General features: G+C 59.2%; 15 protein-coding genes, 1 tRNA gene and 1 pseudogene. 9 read left to right on the top strand and 8 right to left on the bottom strand.

The annotated features are described in order from the left end of the window. Positions 1-48 precede the first annotated feature (48 nt). Together ABEB22_RS00525 and ABEB22_RS00520 are read left to right on the top strand one after the other, a co-directional pair. On the top strand, positions 49-1182 hold the full coding sequence (locus tag ABEB22_RS00525; protein ID WP_339112254.1) for a FliM/FliN family flagellar motor C-terminal domain-containing protein: 1134 nt from the start codon (positions 49-51) through the stop codon (positions 1180-1182). Between the two features lie 137 nt (positions 1183-1319). Next, entirely contained in the window at positions 1320-3302 is a 1983-nt protein-coding gene (locus ABEB22_RS00520; RefSeq protein WP_406870611.1) for an enoyl-CoA hydratase-related protein, read from the top strand. Here ABEB22_RS00520 and ABEB22_RS00515 read toward each other — a convergent pair. Further along, complete coding sequence (locus ABEB22_RS00515) at positions 3299-3514, bottom strand: hypothetical protein (RefSeq protein ID WP_339112256.1); 216 nt, start codon at positions 3512-3514, stop codon at positions 3299-3301. The two genes, ABEB22_RS00520 and ABEB22_RS00515, sit on opposite strands and share 4 nt — an antisense overlap. A 156-nt stretch (positions 3515-3670) precedes the next feature. On the opposite strand from ABEB22_RS00515, the gene ABEB22_RS00510 reads away from it, so the two are divergent. Further along, positions 3671-3922: a DUF2312 domain-containing protein gene (locus ABEB22_RS00510; protein WP_339112257.1), complete on the top strand. Its 252-nt coding sequence runs from the start codon at positions 3671-3673 to the stop codon at positions 3920-3922. Between the two features lie 103 nt (positions 3923-4025). Here ABEB22_RS00510 and ABEB22_RS00505 read toward each other — a convergent pair whose 3' ends face one another. Next, positions 4026-4901, bottom strand: a complete 876-nt coding sequence (locus ABEB22_RS00505) for a hypothetical protein (protein WP_339112258.1) — start codon at positions 4899-4901, stop codon at positions 4026-4028. 114 nt (positions 4902-5015) lie between these two features. Here ABEB22_RS00505 and ABEB22_RS00500 point away from each other — a divergent pair, with 114 nt between their 5' ends. The 5 genes and pseudogenes from ABEB22_RS00500 (at position 5016) to ABEB22_RS00480 (ending at position 9804) form a co-directional block, all read left to right on the top strand. Continuing rightward, the gene (locus ABEB22_RS00500; RefSeq protein ID WP_406870610.1) at positions 5016-6683 is read left to right on the top strand and encodes an ABC transporter permease; all 1668 of its coding nucleotides are present in this window, start codon (positions 5016-5018) and stop codon (positions 6681-6683) included. A gap of 51 nt (positions 6684-6734) precedes the next feature. Then, positions 6735-6810, top strand: a tRNA-Thr gene (locus ABEB22_RS00495). Positions 6811-6949: 139 nt separating this feature from the next. After that, entirely contained in the window at positions 6950-7915 is a 966-nt protein-coding gene (locus tag ABEB22_RS00490) for a tyrosine-type recombinase/integrase (protein ID WP_406870609.1), read from the top strand. Between the two features lie 578 nt (positions 7916-8493). Next, positions 8494-8973: an N-acetyltransferase family protein gene (locus ABEB22_RS00485; RefSeq protein ID WP_406870608.1), complete on the top strand. Its 480-nt coding sequence runs from the start codon at positions 8494-8496 to the stop codon at positions 8971-8973. A 187-nt stretch (positions 8974-9160) separates the two neighbouring features. Beyond that, positions 9161-9804, top strand: a pseudogene (locus ABEB22_RS00480) (DUF2268 domain-containing putative Zn-dependent protease). Positions 9805-10012: 208 nt separating this feature from the next. On the opposite strand, the gene ABEB22_RS00475 reads toward ABEB22_RS00480, so the two are convergent. The 6 genes from ABEB22_RS00475 to ABEB22_RS00450 form a co-directional block, all read right to left on the bottom strand. Further along, complete coding sequence (locus ABEB22_RS00475; protein WP_406870607.1) at positions 10013-12079, bottom strand: methyl-accepting chemotaxis protein; 2067 nt, start codon at positions 12077-12079, stop codon at positions 10013-10015. A gap of 527 nt (positions 12080-12606) precedes the next feature. After that, entirely contained in the window at positions 12607-12849 is a 243-nt protein-coding gene (locus ABEB22_RS00470) for a helix-turn-helix domain-containing protein (protein ID WP_339112265.1), read from the bottom strand. Next, complete coding sequence (locus tag ABEB22_RS00465; protein WP_339112266.1) at positions 12842-13156, bottom strand: hypothetical protein; 315 nt, start codon at positions 13154-13156, stop codon at positions 12842-12844. Before ABEB22_RS00465 ends, ABEB22_RS00470 begins: the two co-directional genes overlap by 8 nt. Positions 13157-13371: 215 nt before the next feature. Continuing rightward, positions 13372-13623, bottom strand: a complete 252-nt coding sequence (locus ABEB22_RS00460; protein WP_339114495.1) for a DUF2312 domain-containing protein — start codon at positions 13621-13623, stop codon at positions 13372-13374. A 209-nt stretch (positions 13624-13832) separates the two neighbouring features. Next, complete coding sequence (locus tag ABEB22_RS00455; RefSeq protein WP_406870606.1) at positions 13833-13982, bottom strand: hypothetical protein; 150 nt, start codon at positions 13980-13982, stop codon at positions 13833-13835. Positions 13983-14372: 390 nt separating this feature from the next. Continuing rightward, positions 14373-14678: a helix-turn-helix transcriptional regulator gene (locus ABEB22_RS00450; RefSeq protein ID WP_339112268.1), complete on the bottom strand. Its 306-nt coding sequence runs from the start codon at positions 14676-14678 to the stop codon at positions 14373-14375. 91 nt (positions 14679-14769) lie between these two features. Here ABEB22_RS00450 and ABEB22_RS00445 point away from each other — a divergent pair, with 91 nt between their 5' ends. Beyond that, complete coding sequence (locus ABEB22_RS00445; protein ID WP_406870605.1) at positions 14770-14967, top strand: helix-turn-helix transcriptional regulator; 198 nt, start codon at positions 14770-14772, stop codon at positions 14965-14967. Positions 14968-15000: the final 33 nt, after the last annotated feature.

Below are 15000 nucleotides of genomic sequence, written 5' to 3'. Positions count from 1 at the left end.
TTCGGGTACAAGTGGGATAACATGGTGGATCAGAAGCCTTCAACAATCTTGCGAAAGAAGACGGATGCGGCCAAGGCTGCAGCCTCTGGCGGCCCTGTGTCGCCCGAGCGCGCCATCCGGTATGTCTTTGCAAAGGTTGCGCAAGATACGCTGGATCTTCCGCTGCAGGTGTTGCGTGTCGAACAGAGTCAGGTCTCGTTGACCGAATTGATGGAAGTTTTTCCCGAGCAGCCGATGCTTTGCGTTCTGGAAGGGCCGAAAGAGGCGTTTGGCGTTGTGGCCTTGCCGCCGATCACGTTCTCCTCGCTTATCGAGGTGCAGACGATGGGGGTGCTGTCGCGGATCCAGCCCGGGCCGCGACGGCCCACGCGGGTCGATGCTTCCATGGTGCAGGGCGTGCTCGATTCGCTCCTTGAAGGGCTGGAAGAAGCGCTCGCCGATAGTGACGACATCATCTGGGCGGGCGGGTTCCGCTATCTGTCCTTTTTCGACGATCCGCGGCCACTGTCGCTGATTCTCGAAGAGATCACCTACCGTGTTTTCTCGATCACCATGCAGATCGGACAGGCGATGGACCGCGAGGTCTCCATGCTCTGGGCTGTGCCTGCGCGGGGCAGGGGCGAGCGTGTCCTGGCGGCCACCGCCGAAGATGCGGGTGCCCCCGAGGCCGAGGCGCTCTGGGCGCAGCAGATGGAGAGCACCGTGATGGGCACGCGGGCGGAACTGACGGCTGTGCTGCATCGCTGGTCGATGCCGCTGTCGGGTGTGATGAGTTTCAAGCCCGGTGTCGAGATACCGATCCCGCGTGAGGCGTTGGAAAAACTACGCGTGGAAGGGGTGGACGGCCGCCGTATGGGCACCGCAAAGCTTGGCCAGCATAGCGGGCGTCGCGCGCTCCGGCTGACCGCCAACGAGGCTGAAAGCACCGAGATCAACGAGCTTGACGAGCTGACCACCCGACCCGATCTGGGCGCGATGTCGGTGGGCGATAATCCCTTCGGCGGAATGACCGGAGCGGAGGGTGGCTTCCCTGCAATGGGCGGTGACGCGGACGAGGGTGGTTTCCCCGCGATGGATCTGGGCGGCCTGGGCGGCGATGATGCAGGCGATGGCGGCTTCCCCGCGATGGATTTCAGCGCCTTCGAGGAGGACGAGAACCAGCGGACCGGCACCGGCGGCTAGACCCCGCGGCGATCCGGACCTGAATTTGAGGAATTTGCGCAGCTCTGACTTGCGAGACGCCCACTGCTTGCCGTAAGCGGTGGGCAGGCAGGGCTGGATTGGCCTTGTCCGCGTGGGATTTTGCGAGGCGGGGCGGTATGGTCAGGCGGATCAGAGTACAGCGATGCGAGGGGGTCACGTTCCTGACCCTGCCCGATGCGGGGGCTCGGGGCTTCGATGCGCAACTCCGCCGGTCTCTGGGCGCGGCCCTCGATATGTGCCGTCATGACCCGGATCTGCGTGGTGTCGTTATGCGCGCTGCGGCCGGTTGGCCCTGTGCCGAGGATCCCGAAGCCGATTTCCACGAAGATGCGGAGGCGCCTTCACTTGCGGCGCTGGCGCAGAGCCTGAGCGATCTGTCCTGTCCAGTGGCGGTCGTGCTTGATGGCCGTATCCGCGCGGGGGCCTTGGCACTGGCGCAGGCGGCAAAACTGCGTCTGGCGCTCGATACCGCGAGCTTTGATCCGGTGGAGCCCAGCCTCGGCTACCTTCCGGCAGCGGGCTGTCTGATCCGCTATCTGCGCCGCTCGGGTCCGCGTCAGGTGTTGTCCTTCCTCAAGGCGGGGCGTCCGGTGGCCGCCCTGCAGGCGGTCGAGCTGGGTGTCTGCGATGCCGTTGTGCCTGCCGAAGCGGTCGAGATGCAGGCGCTTGCCGCCACGCTCGAACAGGCTTTTGGCGAGGTCGGTCTGGTGCCGGATCCGAACGGGGCGAGCCGGTTGACGCAGAGTTATTTCACCGAGCTGGATGCGCTGCGCGAGGCAATCGAGACCGGTCCGCAGCATGTCGTCTGGGACAAGGCGCTGGCGGTGGCCGAGGCGGCGGTTCTGCTGCCGATGGGCGAGGCGCTCGATTTCGAGGCGGTCGCGCATCTCGATCTTCTCTCCTCACCGGCCTCCAAAGCGCTGCGCCATCTGCGGGCCTCTGCCGCGCGCGCCCATGCGCAGGAAGCCCTGCCCATCGATGCCGCGACGCTGGGGTGCCGGATCGTGGCCGTCTGGAACCCGCCTGACGGGCTCGTCTATGCGCTGGCCGATGCGGGGCATCGGGTGATCTGGGCCGAGGCGATGCAGGACCGGCTGGAAAAGGGTCTCTCGAACCTTGCCCGTGCGCAGGAGGCGGCCGTTCTTCTGGGGCGGATGAGCGGGGAGGCGCGCGATGCGGCATGGGATCGGGTGAGTGCGACCACCGATCCGCTGCAGGCTTTCGCGCAGGCCGATATCGTTCTGGCAGAACCCGCCGCGCAGGAGCGCGACGATATCGCCCATGCGCTCGAGGGCGTGCGCGGGGCGCTCGTCGCCACGACCCAACCCGATTGCGCCCTGCGGATCGACCGCTACGGGCGCCATGTCGAGGTGCATGGGGCAGCGGTCGAGGATACGCTACTGGTGGCTGCGCTCCTGCGTGCGGGTGGTGATCTGGCGCTCGGGCTGCCGGGGGTCGATCCGGGGCTGATCGCGCGTCTGCAGGCGGCGATCTGGGTGGCGGCCGAATATTGCGTTCTGGCCGGCGCTGCACCCGAAGAGGTGGATCAGGCGCTGCAGGGGTTCGGCATGCAGGCACCGTTTGCGCAGATCGACCGGCTGGGGGTCGAGGTGGTCATCGCACGGCTGAAAGCCGCGGGCTTCCTGCCGGGGCCTTTGCTGACCTATCTGATGGTCGAGGGCTATGGCGGTCTGCGCAAGGGGCGCGGGGTCTATCTCTATAGCGACGGCGTCGCACGTCCCGATCCGCTGGAGCCCGCGCTTCTCGAGGCGCTGCGGGCCGAGGCGGATTATGTAGCGCGTCCGCTGACGGGCGCGCAGATCATCGAGCGGATCTGGCTCGCGATGGCGGCAGAGGGGGCCAAGCTGTTGCAGCTGGGGGCTGTTGACCGGCCCGGTGATCTGGATCTGAGCGCGGTCAATGCGCTCGAGTTTCCGCGCCATGAAGGCGGGCCGATGTTCATGGCCGACCAGCGAGGCCTCGAGGCCTGTCGCGACCAGCTGATGCAGCTGGCGGCGGGCGGTGCCGCAGAGCCCGTGACGCTCTGGGATGTGCTGATCCGCAACGGGCGCTGCTTTGGGGATCTGGATCGCGCTTAGCGCAGGAAGATCCCCACCACGACCATCATCAGCCCGATGACGGACACGAAAAGTGCCCCCAGATTGACGGCGACGATGCGCTGGAGTTTTGCGCGCATTGCGTCCTCGTCCAGCCCTGCGCGCTTGGCCTTGCCGACGGTGACGATGCACCACCCCAGTCCGACAAGCCCCAAAACCGCGATGAACGCGCCGATCCAGATCAGGAATTCCATGCCGAGGCCCTTCTAAGAGAAATACTGTCGGGCCCGCGCTTAGCGATTTCATGCCACTGTGACAAGCCTTGGCTGCCGCTCCCGCCACGCTTGAGGCTTGCGACGCAGGCGCGGCTGGCTTAGGGAACGGGGCAAGTGGACTATGAGGAACATAAGATGCCCAATGATGCTGCCTATCAAGTGACCGCCGACGAGCTGCGCCAGTTCATCGAGCAATTCGAAGGCCTCGAAGCCGAGAAAAAAGATATTGCCGAGCAGCAAAAGGACATCATGTCCGAAGCCAAGGCGCGCGGCTACGACACCAAGGTGATCAAGAAGATCATCGCGATCCGCAAGCGCGACAAGAATGACGTGGCCGAGGAGGAAGCGATCCTCGATATCTACAAGCAGGCGCTTGGCATGGAATGAGCGGCCCCCGTGTCGCAACCGGAATGTCGCAACCGGAAGGCCTCCCGTCGGGGAGGCCTTTTTTTATGAAGGATCCATCCTTGCCCCGCATCACGCTTGGCGATTACGGCGCGATGAAATCGACGCCTGCCATCTGCGCGATCGCATCGATATCGGCCTCGTAGAGCGCGGTGATCTCGTCGATCATCGCCTCGTCCCATCCGGGCAGCGCGACATCCATCTCCAGCTCCTCAGGTTTGGCGAATTTGTCAAGAAACGCCATCGTCACCTTGCGGCGCTGCTCGAGTGTTTTCGGCGGGTTATTGAGGATATAATCGGCATAGCGGCGGAATCCGCCCTCGGTCATGATCGTCTTCAGGATCATCTGCTCGCCATTGAGTGTCACATCGTCGCCGATCCCGCTCAGGCTATGCATGATCTCGGGCCAGATCAGGGGCGCGTCCTCGTTGCACCAGACCACGACCTTATGGCCCTGCGCCGCATCGACCATGCCTTCCACCACCGTCCGCCAGCGCAGATCGCGCGGATCGCGTCCGCACATCAGATCCTCGTAGCTGCGCTCGGGGTCGCGTTGGGCCAGTGCGGGGATCAGCGTGGCGGGATTGATCATCGCCAGATGGAATTCGATCTCGGCATCGGGGAAGATATTGGCCAGAGGCTCCAGCTTGCCCGGCACCATCGCGTAGAACCCTTTATCGGTCACCACACGTTCGGGAATGCACATGAAATATTCATGGCTGAAGATGATGCGGTTGATGTCTTCCTTGTCGGTCACGGCGGCGAGCACAGCATCCGAGGTCTCGATATCGGCCTCGGCGCCTTTCAGCGTCAGCAGCGTGTCGCGCAGCACCATCCGGTAGCGGCGGGGATGGGGCACGACCACGCCGTTTTCCTCAAGCACCCGCGGGTTTCGGGCCAGACAGCGCACCAGACTGTCTTCATCTGTTGCATGTGCACCCAAGTGATAGACGACCTGCATGTTTTTCCCCGCTCGATTTATGGGGTTAGATTAGAGCAGCTTTTCTTTACAGGCAAACGGCTTTCGGGCTATGCGGGAACTTGTGTTCCTGATTGATCAAGTCGGATATAGCCCATGGCGATGACTGCATTCTTAACGCGCCTGCGCCGCGGCAGGGCCTCCGGCACCGGCGGCTGGTCCGCACTGGCGGTGGTGTTTGCGGCGCTGATCGTGGCACCCATCGCAGCGGTGGTTTGGCTTGCGGCCCATCCCACGGAAAATATCTGGCCACATCTTCTGGCCACGACCCTGCCGCGCTATCTGGAAAACTCCGCCGTGCTTGCTGCGGGGGTAGGGGCGCTGACCGCCTGTGTGGGCGCAGGGGCTGCGTGGATCGTGGCGATGTATCGCTTTCCGGGCCATCGCTGGCTCGAATGGGCGCTGCTGTTTCCGCTGGCGATCCCTGCCTATGTGACGGCCTATGCGCTCGTGGATTTTCTGGATTATTCCGGGCCTTTGCAGGGGCTGTTGCGGGATATGTTCGGCTGGCAATCGGCGCAGGATTACTGGTTTCCGCAGGTGCGCTCGCGTTGGGCTGCGGTGGTCGTGCTGGCCGCGAGCTTCTATCCCTATGCCTATCTGATGGCGCGCAATGCCTTCCGCGAGCAGTCGGGGGCAAGCTACGAGGTTGCCCGTGCGCTTGGTGCCGGGCCTCTGGCGCTGTTCTGGCGGGTTGGTCTGCCGCTTGCCCGTCCCGCCATTGTAGCCGGGGCGGCCATCGCCATGATGGAAACCGTGGCCGATTTCGGGGTGGTCGATTATTTCGGCGTGCAGACGCTGACCACGGGGATTTTTACCACATGGCTCGAGGCCGGGAATGCCGGTGGCGCGGCGCAGATCGCGCTTGTGATCCTCGGCGTCGTGTTCGCGCTTTTTGCGATCGAGGCCTTGGGGCGCAGACGCTCGCGCTATTACCAGTCCGCCCGCCAGAGCCGCCCCGTCACGCCCATCCACCTGAAAGGCTGGGCGGGGGGCCTCGCCTTCGCTCTTTGTTTTGTTCCCTTTGCTATCGGGTTCGTTCTTCCGGTCGCGGTAATCGGCGCACATGCGCTGGCCAATCCCGAGGGCTGGATCGGCGCGGGGCTTTTGCTGGCGGCGTGGCATAGCCTGCTGACGGGCGGGGTCGCCTCGCTTGTCTGTGTCGCGATGGCGCTGGTGATGGTCTATGGCATGCGGCTTTCGGGGCAGGGATTGCCACGGCTGGTGATCCCGCTGACCGCGCTGGGATATGCCGCCCCCGGGGCTGTGCTGGCCGTGGGTATCCTGATTCCGCTGGCCGCGTTCGATAACTGGCAGGCCGATACGATCTGGGCGCTGACCGGCCATGATCCGGGGCTTGTTCTGACGGGGACGGGCGTGGCGATCATCCTCGCCTATGTGGTGCGCTTCTTTGCCGTGGCGCAGGCCTCGACGGATGCCGCCTTCGGGCGGGTGCCGCCTTCTTTGCCGATGGCGGCGCGCTCGCTGGGGCGGGGCTTGGGCCAGATCCTGCGCGAGGTCTACCTGCCGCTCATGCGCGGATCTGTCGGCTCGGCGCTTCTTCTGGTGTTCGTGGAATGCGTGAAGGAACTGCCGGCCACGCTGTTGCTGCGGCCTTTCAACTACGAGACCCTTGCCACACGCGTCCATGAGAAGGCGAGCCTCGAGAACCTTGGCGATGCAGCACCCGCAGCGCTTCTGGTGATGGCGGTGGGGCTTGCCGCTGTGGTGGTTTTGGCACGCGCCAATCTTTCACGCAGATAGCCCGATCAGGGGCTTGCCAGCGGCCCGACAAATTTGTATCTGGTCGCATGTGCCTCCATAGCTCAGTTGGTAGAGCTGCGATTTTGTAAGTCGAGGGTCGGGAGTTCGAGTCTCTCTGGGGGCACCACCTTTGAAATCCCATGATGGCATAAAGTAAGAAATCCCCTTGATATAAGGGCTTTTGCGGTTTCTCTGTTGTGCTATGAATGCGTAATTCTTCCAAAAATGTGCATTCGACTACGCACAAATTACGCATGGGATTACGCATGGCCTCGATCGCGAAAACCGCCAACGGTTGGCGAGTGCAAGTTTACAAGCGTGGAATCAGAAAGAGCAAAATCTTTCCGACGAAGCAATCGGCTAAAGACTGGGCTGCGCGGACCGAATGGGAACTGGAAAACTCGGAGGCCGTGGCATCGGCGCAGCCCTTTGGCGAGATCATGGACCGCTATGTCCGCGAGGTGTCGCCTTCGAAGCGTGGCCATCGATGGGAGCTTGTGCGGTTAGAAAAGCTTCAGCGCGACAGCTTGGCCAAGATCCGCATGGGAGACCTGCGTGCGAACGATCTGGCCGACTGGCGCGACCGGCGGCTGACCGAGGTTTCTGCTGGATCTGTGCGAAGGGAGATGACGCTGCTCGGCGCAGTGCTGACGCAAGCGGTCCGCGAATGGGGTTTAATCAAGGAAAGCCCGCTCAAAGATGTGCGCAAGCCAGCACAACCCAAGGCCCGCGACCGTCTGCCGACCCATGAGGAATTCGAGCGGTTGGCATTGGTTGCCGGGGATGACCTGAGCCACGCAACCGCGCGGGCCTATCACGCGTTCCGTTTCGCCTGCGAGACGGCCATGCGGGCGGGCGAAATTGTCGGGTTGCGCCGCGAGGATGTCGATCTGGAGAGCCGTGTCTGCCGCCTCCACATGACCAAGAATGGCTCGGCCAGAGAGGTGCCGCTATCCTCTGCTGCCGTGGAGTTGTTGCGTATGCTTCCGGATCTGGATCCGGTGTTCGGCCTGACATCGCAGCAGATCGATGTTCTCTGGCGGAAGGTTCGAAGCAAGGCCGCGATTGAGGGCCTCAATTTCCACGACAGCCGCGCCTATGCGCTGACCAAGCTATCGCGGAAGGTGGATGTCATGACGCTGGCCAAGATCTCTGGTCACCGCGATCTGTCCATTTTGCTCAATACTTATTACCGCGAAACCGCGTCAGATATTGCACGACGTTTGGAATGATCGAGCGCTAATGCTGCCGTGAGTTGGGGCTCAATAAATGACTTTGCGTAAGATAGCGTGATAGCTGAACGGATTTTTTGTAAACGAACTAAGCGAGAAGCCGATCAAATCTGGGATGATGACAAACTGGATCGCACGCAGGACGCGGAGCTTTAGCAGCGCTTTACAGCGGGTCATTTGGATATCCAGTAAAAGGCGGGTTTGCTGCGTACTTGCGTGCTTAACTTGGATGCGAAATGGGGTAGCGGTAAGTCGTTCTTTCAGTGCTGGTCCGAATTTCCGCGACTACCTCTGACATCGCCGCCATTCGCCACAACGGCTCGATCTGTGTCGCGATTGCCAGACGTTTGGCAGGAGGGGCGGGAAGCGGAAGTTCGCTGCTGCTTGCGCCAATGTCCGCAGTGCGGACAAAGCGGTCGTTGACATGTGGCCGAATTGTTGCGACGAACCTTGCATGACGATGAAAGCCGCCCTCTTCGTAACCTATTATCGCCGCCTCATCTGAGCGCGGTGCATATGAACATGCTGCCGCCGTATGGTGGCAGATAGTTGACTCCTACGGCGACAAGGAGCCAGCAATGCTAAAAAGCAATTTCCCCCTAACAACTGATTTCGGACTGATCCGCTTTGCCCGGCAAAGCGACGCAGAGCGCATTCTCGAGATGGCCGGAAAGCTCGCCGATCATCACGGAGATACTCCAACCCTGACGGTGGACGACCTTATCCGGGACATTTCAGGAGAAAATCCATGGCTGTATGTCCTTGTCGCGCAAACAGATGGCGAACTGGTCGGCTATGCCGCCCTTTGCCGACTGACCCGACTTCAGTTCGGATTGCGCGGGGTGGACATACATCATTTATTCACCGAAGCCTCGCTCCGGAGGAAAGGCGTTGGGCATAGCCTCGTGGACGCCTGCAAGATCACGGCACGCGCCCTGTCTTGCAGTTACATGACGGTCGGCACCCATCCAGATAACCACAAGGCACAAACGTTCTACGAAAAATTGGGGTTCGAGCGTAGGGATGCCCATCCTCCCCGCTTTGCGATCCGGCTTTGAGATTGAAGGGCGGTTAGGGCTCGAAGCGGTCATTGGCCTTCGACGGGTGTTATATCGCGCCCTAGCCTGCACGAGGCATCCGCCAAAAAAGTCCGCAAAGGGGACAGAGCGGGAGTTCGCTGCATTTTGAACGCGGTGCTGCTTCCGTGGATTGGACCGACCAGTGCTGAATGTGTATTAAGGCGTTATGACATGGACCATCCACATTGCAAACTCCTCAGGTCACCTCGACGGCCTTGTGTCCCCGATCCGTGCCGCGATTGATCGTGCGCAAGCGCGTGCAGAGGCCGTTACAGAAACCGTAGATCTTGACGTGGTGGTACAGGCTTGGCCGGGCCGCGTCATCGCGCATCTGGGGCACGCGGGCTATGCCCCGACCGCCGATATGATCCAACTAACCTTCGATCCGGCCAACTCGAACTGTGCGGGAAATCTGGGCGAACCGCTTGAGCGAACGGTTGTTCACGAATTGCACCATGTGCTTCGGTGGCGCGGACCGGGTTACGGCCGCACGCTGGGCGAGGCCCTCGTCTCCGAAGGGTTGGCAGGTTATTTGCGCAACAGCTCTATGGGGGGGCGCCTGAAAAGTGGGAGTCATCACTCGATGACGAAGCCCTTGCGCAAGCCGCAATTGACGCAGCCGTTGCTTGGGACGATGCAGCCTACGACCACGCCGCATGGTTTTTTGGAACGGACCCCGCGTGGCGGGGCTACGCCCTTGGATATGCCCTAGTTGGGAGGCATCTGATTGCGCACCCGAACGAAACGCCAGCCACGCTGATCCACGCCGAAGCGGCCAGCTTTCGCGGCAACCTTGAAATTGGCTCTTGATAGAACAGCGCAGAAGATCATCGACATTCGATAGCCGCCGTTTGTATCGATTATAGCATATTGTAAGAAGAGCTCGAAGCTGCCTTTGGCCTTCAACCGGGTATTATGGAATGCGAATGCGGAGGGACCGGAGTCGCTGAAAACGAGTACTGAGAAGTGTCACAAATTGGCTGATCATAGCCTTCAATGCAGACGCCTCATGCGAGTATCACGCCACCCACTCAGCCGCCGTATGATCGGCCCCTTTATCACGACTAAAGAAACTCACGTCTTCAAGCAGCTGCTCGATCCTCTGATTGAGCGCTACCACGGCCGCATTAGTTTCTTCCGCCATCGCCGCATTCTGCTGGGTCGACCTATCCAAATCAGAAACTGCACTGTTCATCTCAGAAAGGCCGCTCGCTTGCTCTGAAGCAGAGGAGGCAATGGTCGCGATCATCCCGTTGATACTTTCGACGCGCTGGACGATGCTCTTGAGCGCAGAACCTGCGCGATCGACCATTGCGCCACCTTCTGCCACGCACTTTTCGGACTCGACCAGAAGAGAGCCGATCTCCCGCGCAGCCTCAGCGGATCGCTGCGCCAAAGCCCGTACCTCAGATGCGACAACTGCAAACCCTCGGCCAGCATCTCCCGCGCGAGCGGCTTCAACACCTGCATTCAGCGCAAGAAGATTGGTCTGGAACGCGATGTCATCGATGACGCTGGTGATGGAGGAAATACGGCGAGAAGAATCTGCAATACCCCCCATCGCCTCAATCGCCTCATCAACAACCTTCGCCGAACTATTTGCTTCAGCAGATGCCCCTTGCACTTCCTGGCGAGCCGAAACTGTCATCTGGGTGGCCCCAGAAACTGAACTGGTCAGCTCTTCAAGCGCGGCAGCACTTTCTTCCAGAGTGGCCGCCTGCGTTTCTGTCCGGCGTGACAGTTCATGACTGCCCGATCTGATCGCTTGGGCTTCCTGCGCCAGATCTCCCGCACATAGTGTCACTGCATCGATCACCGACTGAAGCTTTTCGACTGTAAGGTTGAGAGACTGCTTTAGGCCGTTTAACGGCCCGAGATCGGCCTGAACCCTTGCTGTCAGATCACCGCTTGAAACGCGGTCCAATGTCGCACCCACCTCGGAAACGGCTGTCTGGAAAATGGTCGTATCGACGGCAAACTTCACGACTTTTACAACACGTCCAGAGGCGTCCTTGATCGGATTATAGCTCGCCTCGATATAGACGGGTTTTCCATTTTTTCTGATACGCTTGAACTGGCTCGCATTGGCTTTGCCAGCTCCCAGGCTTTTCCAGAACTCAATGTAATCGGCGCTTTTTGCGTAAGCGTCCTCGACAAAGATCGAATGGGGTTTGCCAATGATCTCTTCTTGGTCGTATCCCATAGTTTGACAGAAAAGATCATTGGCATAGGTGATCTTCCCATCCGCTGTGAATTCGATAACCGCCTGAACCTGCTCGATAGAAGCCAATTTTGCATCACATTCCGCTTCGCGGTTTTTGCTGGCTGTAATGTCGAACGCATATTTCACGACCTTGAAGGGTCGGCCCTCTGGATCGGTCAGGGTTTCATAGGTGGCCTCAAGCCAGCAGACTTCGCCGGATTTGGTCTTGCGACGGACCTGTCCGTTCTTAGACGCACCTGCGCCAAGCTCCTTCCAGAAATTCGCGTAAGCCGGTGTGTCGGCTTCACCGGATAACATGAAAATACGGTGGTGCTTCCCGACGATCTCTTCCAGCGTGTACCCTGCAGCATCCAGAAAATGCTGGTTGGCCATCAGGATGTTTCCTTGCAGATCAAACTCGATCACCGCCATCGTGCGTGACAAAGCATCGACTTTTGAACGGTTATCCCTCCGGCGCAGGTGCATCTCGGTGATATCATGCGCCAGAAGCAGAACCTCGTTCACAGCACCATTCGAGCCGACAAGAGGCAAATAACTAACGTCAAACCACCGTTCTTCACCAGCTTTGTTTAAACGCGGGCGGATAAACTGCGCCGGGACGCCTTGAGCCAAATCTGCCCAGAGTTTTTTATAATTGGTATCCTGTTGGTCCTTCGGGCGCACCAGCCGCATATAGTCCGTACCGATAAGCTCTTCCCGAGCATAATCAACCGCTTGCAGAAAGCGGTCATTCACATCGATGATCTTTTTCTCAAGCGACAGCCTGCACGTCAGATAGCTGCGTTCGACAGCATCGAAGCAGGACACATGATGCGAGACGTTCGATGGCTTTCTTGTGAAAAGCGAACTCAAGATACGCATAAACACCTCCGTTAAGTCAGGGGAATCATGGCGCATCTTCGATAATTTTGATTTAATCCTCAGGTAGATAATAATCTAAAACAGTTCGTTTCGAGCAGATAAAATCATAAATTACTCATTTATAAGCACTGCTATACGGGTGTTATGTCGTAAACAGCCGACCCTTATTATCTGAGTTTACTATGCGATGTTGCGAACGACCGTTTCGGAGGAGCCGCGCCACAGCAGAACCAAATCTACCGAAGGTCGACTCAGGGCCGAAATTACCGGTGCAGTATTTCTGCATCTGCAAAATGCTGCATCTGGTGGTCTGGGCTCGAAGCGATTTTTCGCTGCGCGATCAATGAGTGGTTGCGCTGGGGGCGGGCATTCACCGGCCAGTCTCAGCAAGACTTCGCGGTCTATGTTATCGAGAGTGAGAGACAGTTTGCTGATAATACGCAATAGTCCCACGACAAGCTTTGATGGCGCGGCGCAGACGCTTTGAAACTCGTCGATTAGGCTAATTTTGTCCGGTCTTAAAAAACTCATAGTTTGTAACGTCGCGCTTTACCTGTACCCCTTGCTGCGATCTCGCCGCTTGTGGCTTTGCGCCAGATCGTCTGGGTGCTTACACCGAGCTGCTCTGCGGCCTGCGCGGCTGTGAGCCATTCATCCTTGGGCTTGATGTTCGAAGCTTCCAGTAGCCGGCAGAGGTTGCGCAGCTGCGCTTCCATTGCATTGAGGCGGTTCTCGTCCACCATGACCATCATGCGGGGCTGCTCACCCATCCTGCGCCTCCTGTCCAATAAATACTTCGGCGGGGTAGGCTTCTTCGCGCAGGAGGCGCAGCTCTTCCGCGATTACCTTACACATGAGGTTGCCAAAGGCTTTTCCGCTGATCGGCCTGCGCGCCAGTCCGTTGGTAAGGGTCGGCTGGCGCGGAGCTGTTTCGGGGCGATCCGTCAGCTTGCCATCGGCAGTGTCCCAAGGGGCACGCGCCAAGCTGACGACGCGGGTGCAGTAGGCGGTATTTCCGAGGCCGTCCGGAATGATGACCGCTCGTTTCTCTATGATGCTATGTTGATGCGAAGCCATGTTGCTCCTTTCATGATGGTCGACGGACGCGGCAGGCCTCCGAACTGGTTGCCGCATCCGCCTGTCCGGCGCGCGTGGGACACGCCGAATTCCTGAGTTTGGGGCAAAGCCTGATAGGTGCTGGCCGAAACTCGGGATCTTGGGGCGGCGCTGGTGGGTATTAAGCGCCGCCCCGTATCTGGCCCCGGGAGGAAAGGGGATGGGGCCGGATGCTGTCAGTCCATGCCGAGCGCCTGCTTATAGATGTCCATGATCGCCTCTTCTTCGGCGATGTCGTTCTTGTCGCGCTTGCGCAGAGCGATGATCTTTTTGAGGATCTTGGTGTCGTATCCGCGGGCTTTGGCCTCGGCCATCACGTCCTTCTGCTGCCCGGCGATATCCTTTTTCTCGGCCTCGAGGCTCTCGAACTGCTCGATGAACTGGCGCAGCTCGTCGCCGGTCACTTGATAGGCTTTGTCCTCGGCCACCTTGAAATCCGCGTCGGGTTTGGTCGGCAGCTTGCCCGCATTGGCGCGGCTGATGTTATGGGCCGTGCGGGCGAGGAACTCGGGCGTCTCTGTGTCTTGGGGAATGGGCGTCATGGCGTTCACGATGGGCTCCTTGAGAAAAGGCCGGACGGTGTCAGGCAGCGCACCGCCCGGCAGTTGGGTTGCGAGCAGTAAACAGGCAACCGATCTCAGAAAGCGGGGTTCTCGGCCTGCCATTGGGCGCAGGTCGCTTGCGCGATGGGGTCGAGATAGATCAGCAGGAGCAGGAGAGCCGCGCAGGCGCAGACGATTGCCCCGAGGGGCTTCCGTGAGTGTTTGGCTTGATAAAAGGTTTGCATGACGCGGCTCCATCTTGAGGGGCGGCAGGCTCTTGTGTCGCTGCCGACGAGATGAACGTTAGCTGCTGGCTAATTAGTTTGCAACGAAAAAATTAGCCTTAAGCTAACAAGTTATTTCTGGTAGCTAGCAGATAGGAAATTGGTGAGGGTAAGTGGCGTCATGCCTCAGTGTTTGCCTCATTTGAAACAAAATGAGAACACCGAACTTGACCCCTAAGCCTGATCAGATATGATTTTGCTTATAGAATTGGTGAGATTTCAGCGAATACGCTGATTTCGTAGCTGTGTAAGTGTGAGACTGATCTTTGGACGACGACGAATTTTCGCTCGAGCTGCGCCATGCATTGCTATGCATGAATACTGAAGCGCAGCGTAAATTTTGGAGGGACGTTAGTGCTTCGAGGCGAGTGCCTGAGCATGCCGTATTACGGCCATACGCTCTTCGTCGCTCATCGATCGAAGAAGTTCCGCGTGGTCCCGGATTTGCTCGTCGACTGAACTAAGGGGAGTATCATCTAAAAGTTCGTTGGCGCTTACGCCGTATATTTCTGCCAGACGACTGATCATCTCGACGGATGGGTTGCGCTTTCCGTTCTCGGCGTTGCCTAACGTCGGGCCAGCGTAGCCCGACAGCTTTCCGAGCTGTTGAAGCGTATATCCACGCTTTTGCCGATAATATTTCAGTTTATTGCCCATGCTATTTTTTCGCACTGGGTAGAAAAACTGGCAATTAGCTTTAAGAAGATGCGCGCTTGCCATCATATTAGCCATCAGCTAATAAAAGAGTATGGAGAAACTTCGCGCATATATCACTGGTCGTAGCTTGACCCTTGAGGCCTTCGCTAAAAGCGTGGGCTGTAGCACCGTTCATATCAGTACGATCGTGAGGGGGAAGAAGCGGCCCAGTTTGGATCTCGCGATTGCAATCGAGGACGCAACCTCTGGAGAGGTTAGAGCGATCGACTTCAAGCGCGGTGATCAATGATGCTGCCGGATTTCCCATGCTCTCTTTGTGACG

The organism is Thioclava sp. 'Guangxiensis' (assembly GCF_045348365.1).
In the GTDB taxonomy this organism is placed as follows: domain Bacteria; phylum Pseudomonadota; class Alphaproteobacteria; order Rhodobacterales; family Rhodobacteraceae; genus Thioclava; species Thioclava kandeliae.
The sequence above is the reverse complement of the archived record's forward strand: the minus strand, read 5'-3'. Positions and strand labels throughout refer to the sequence as shown.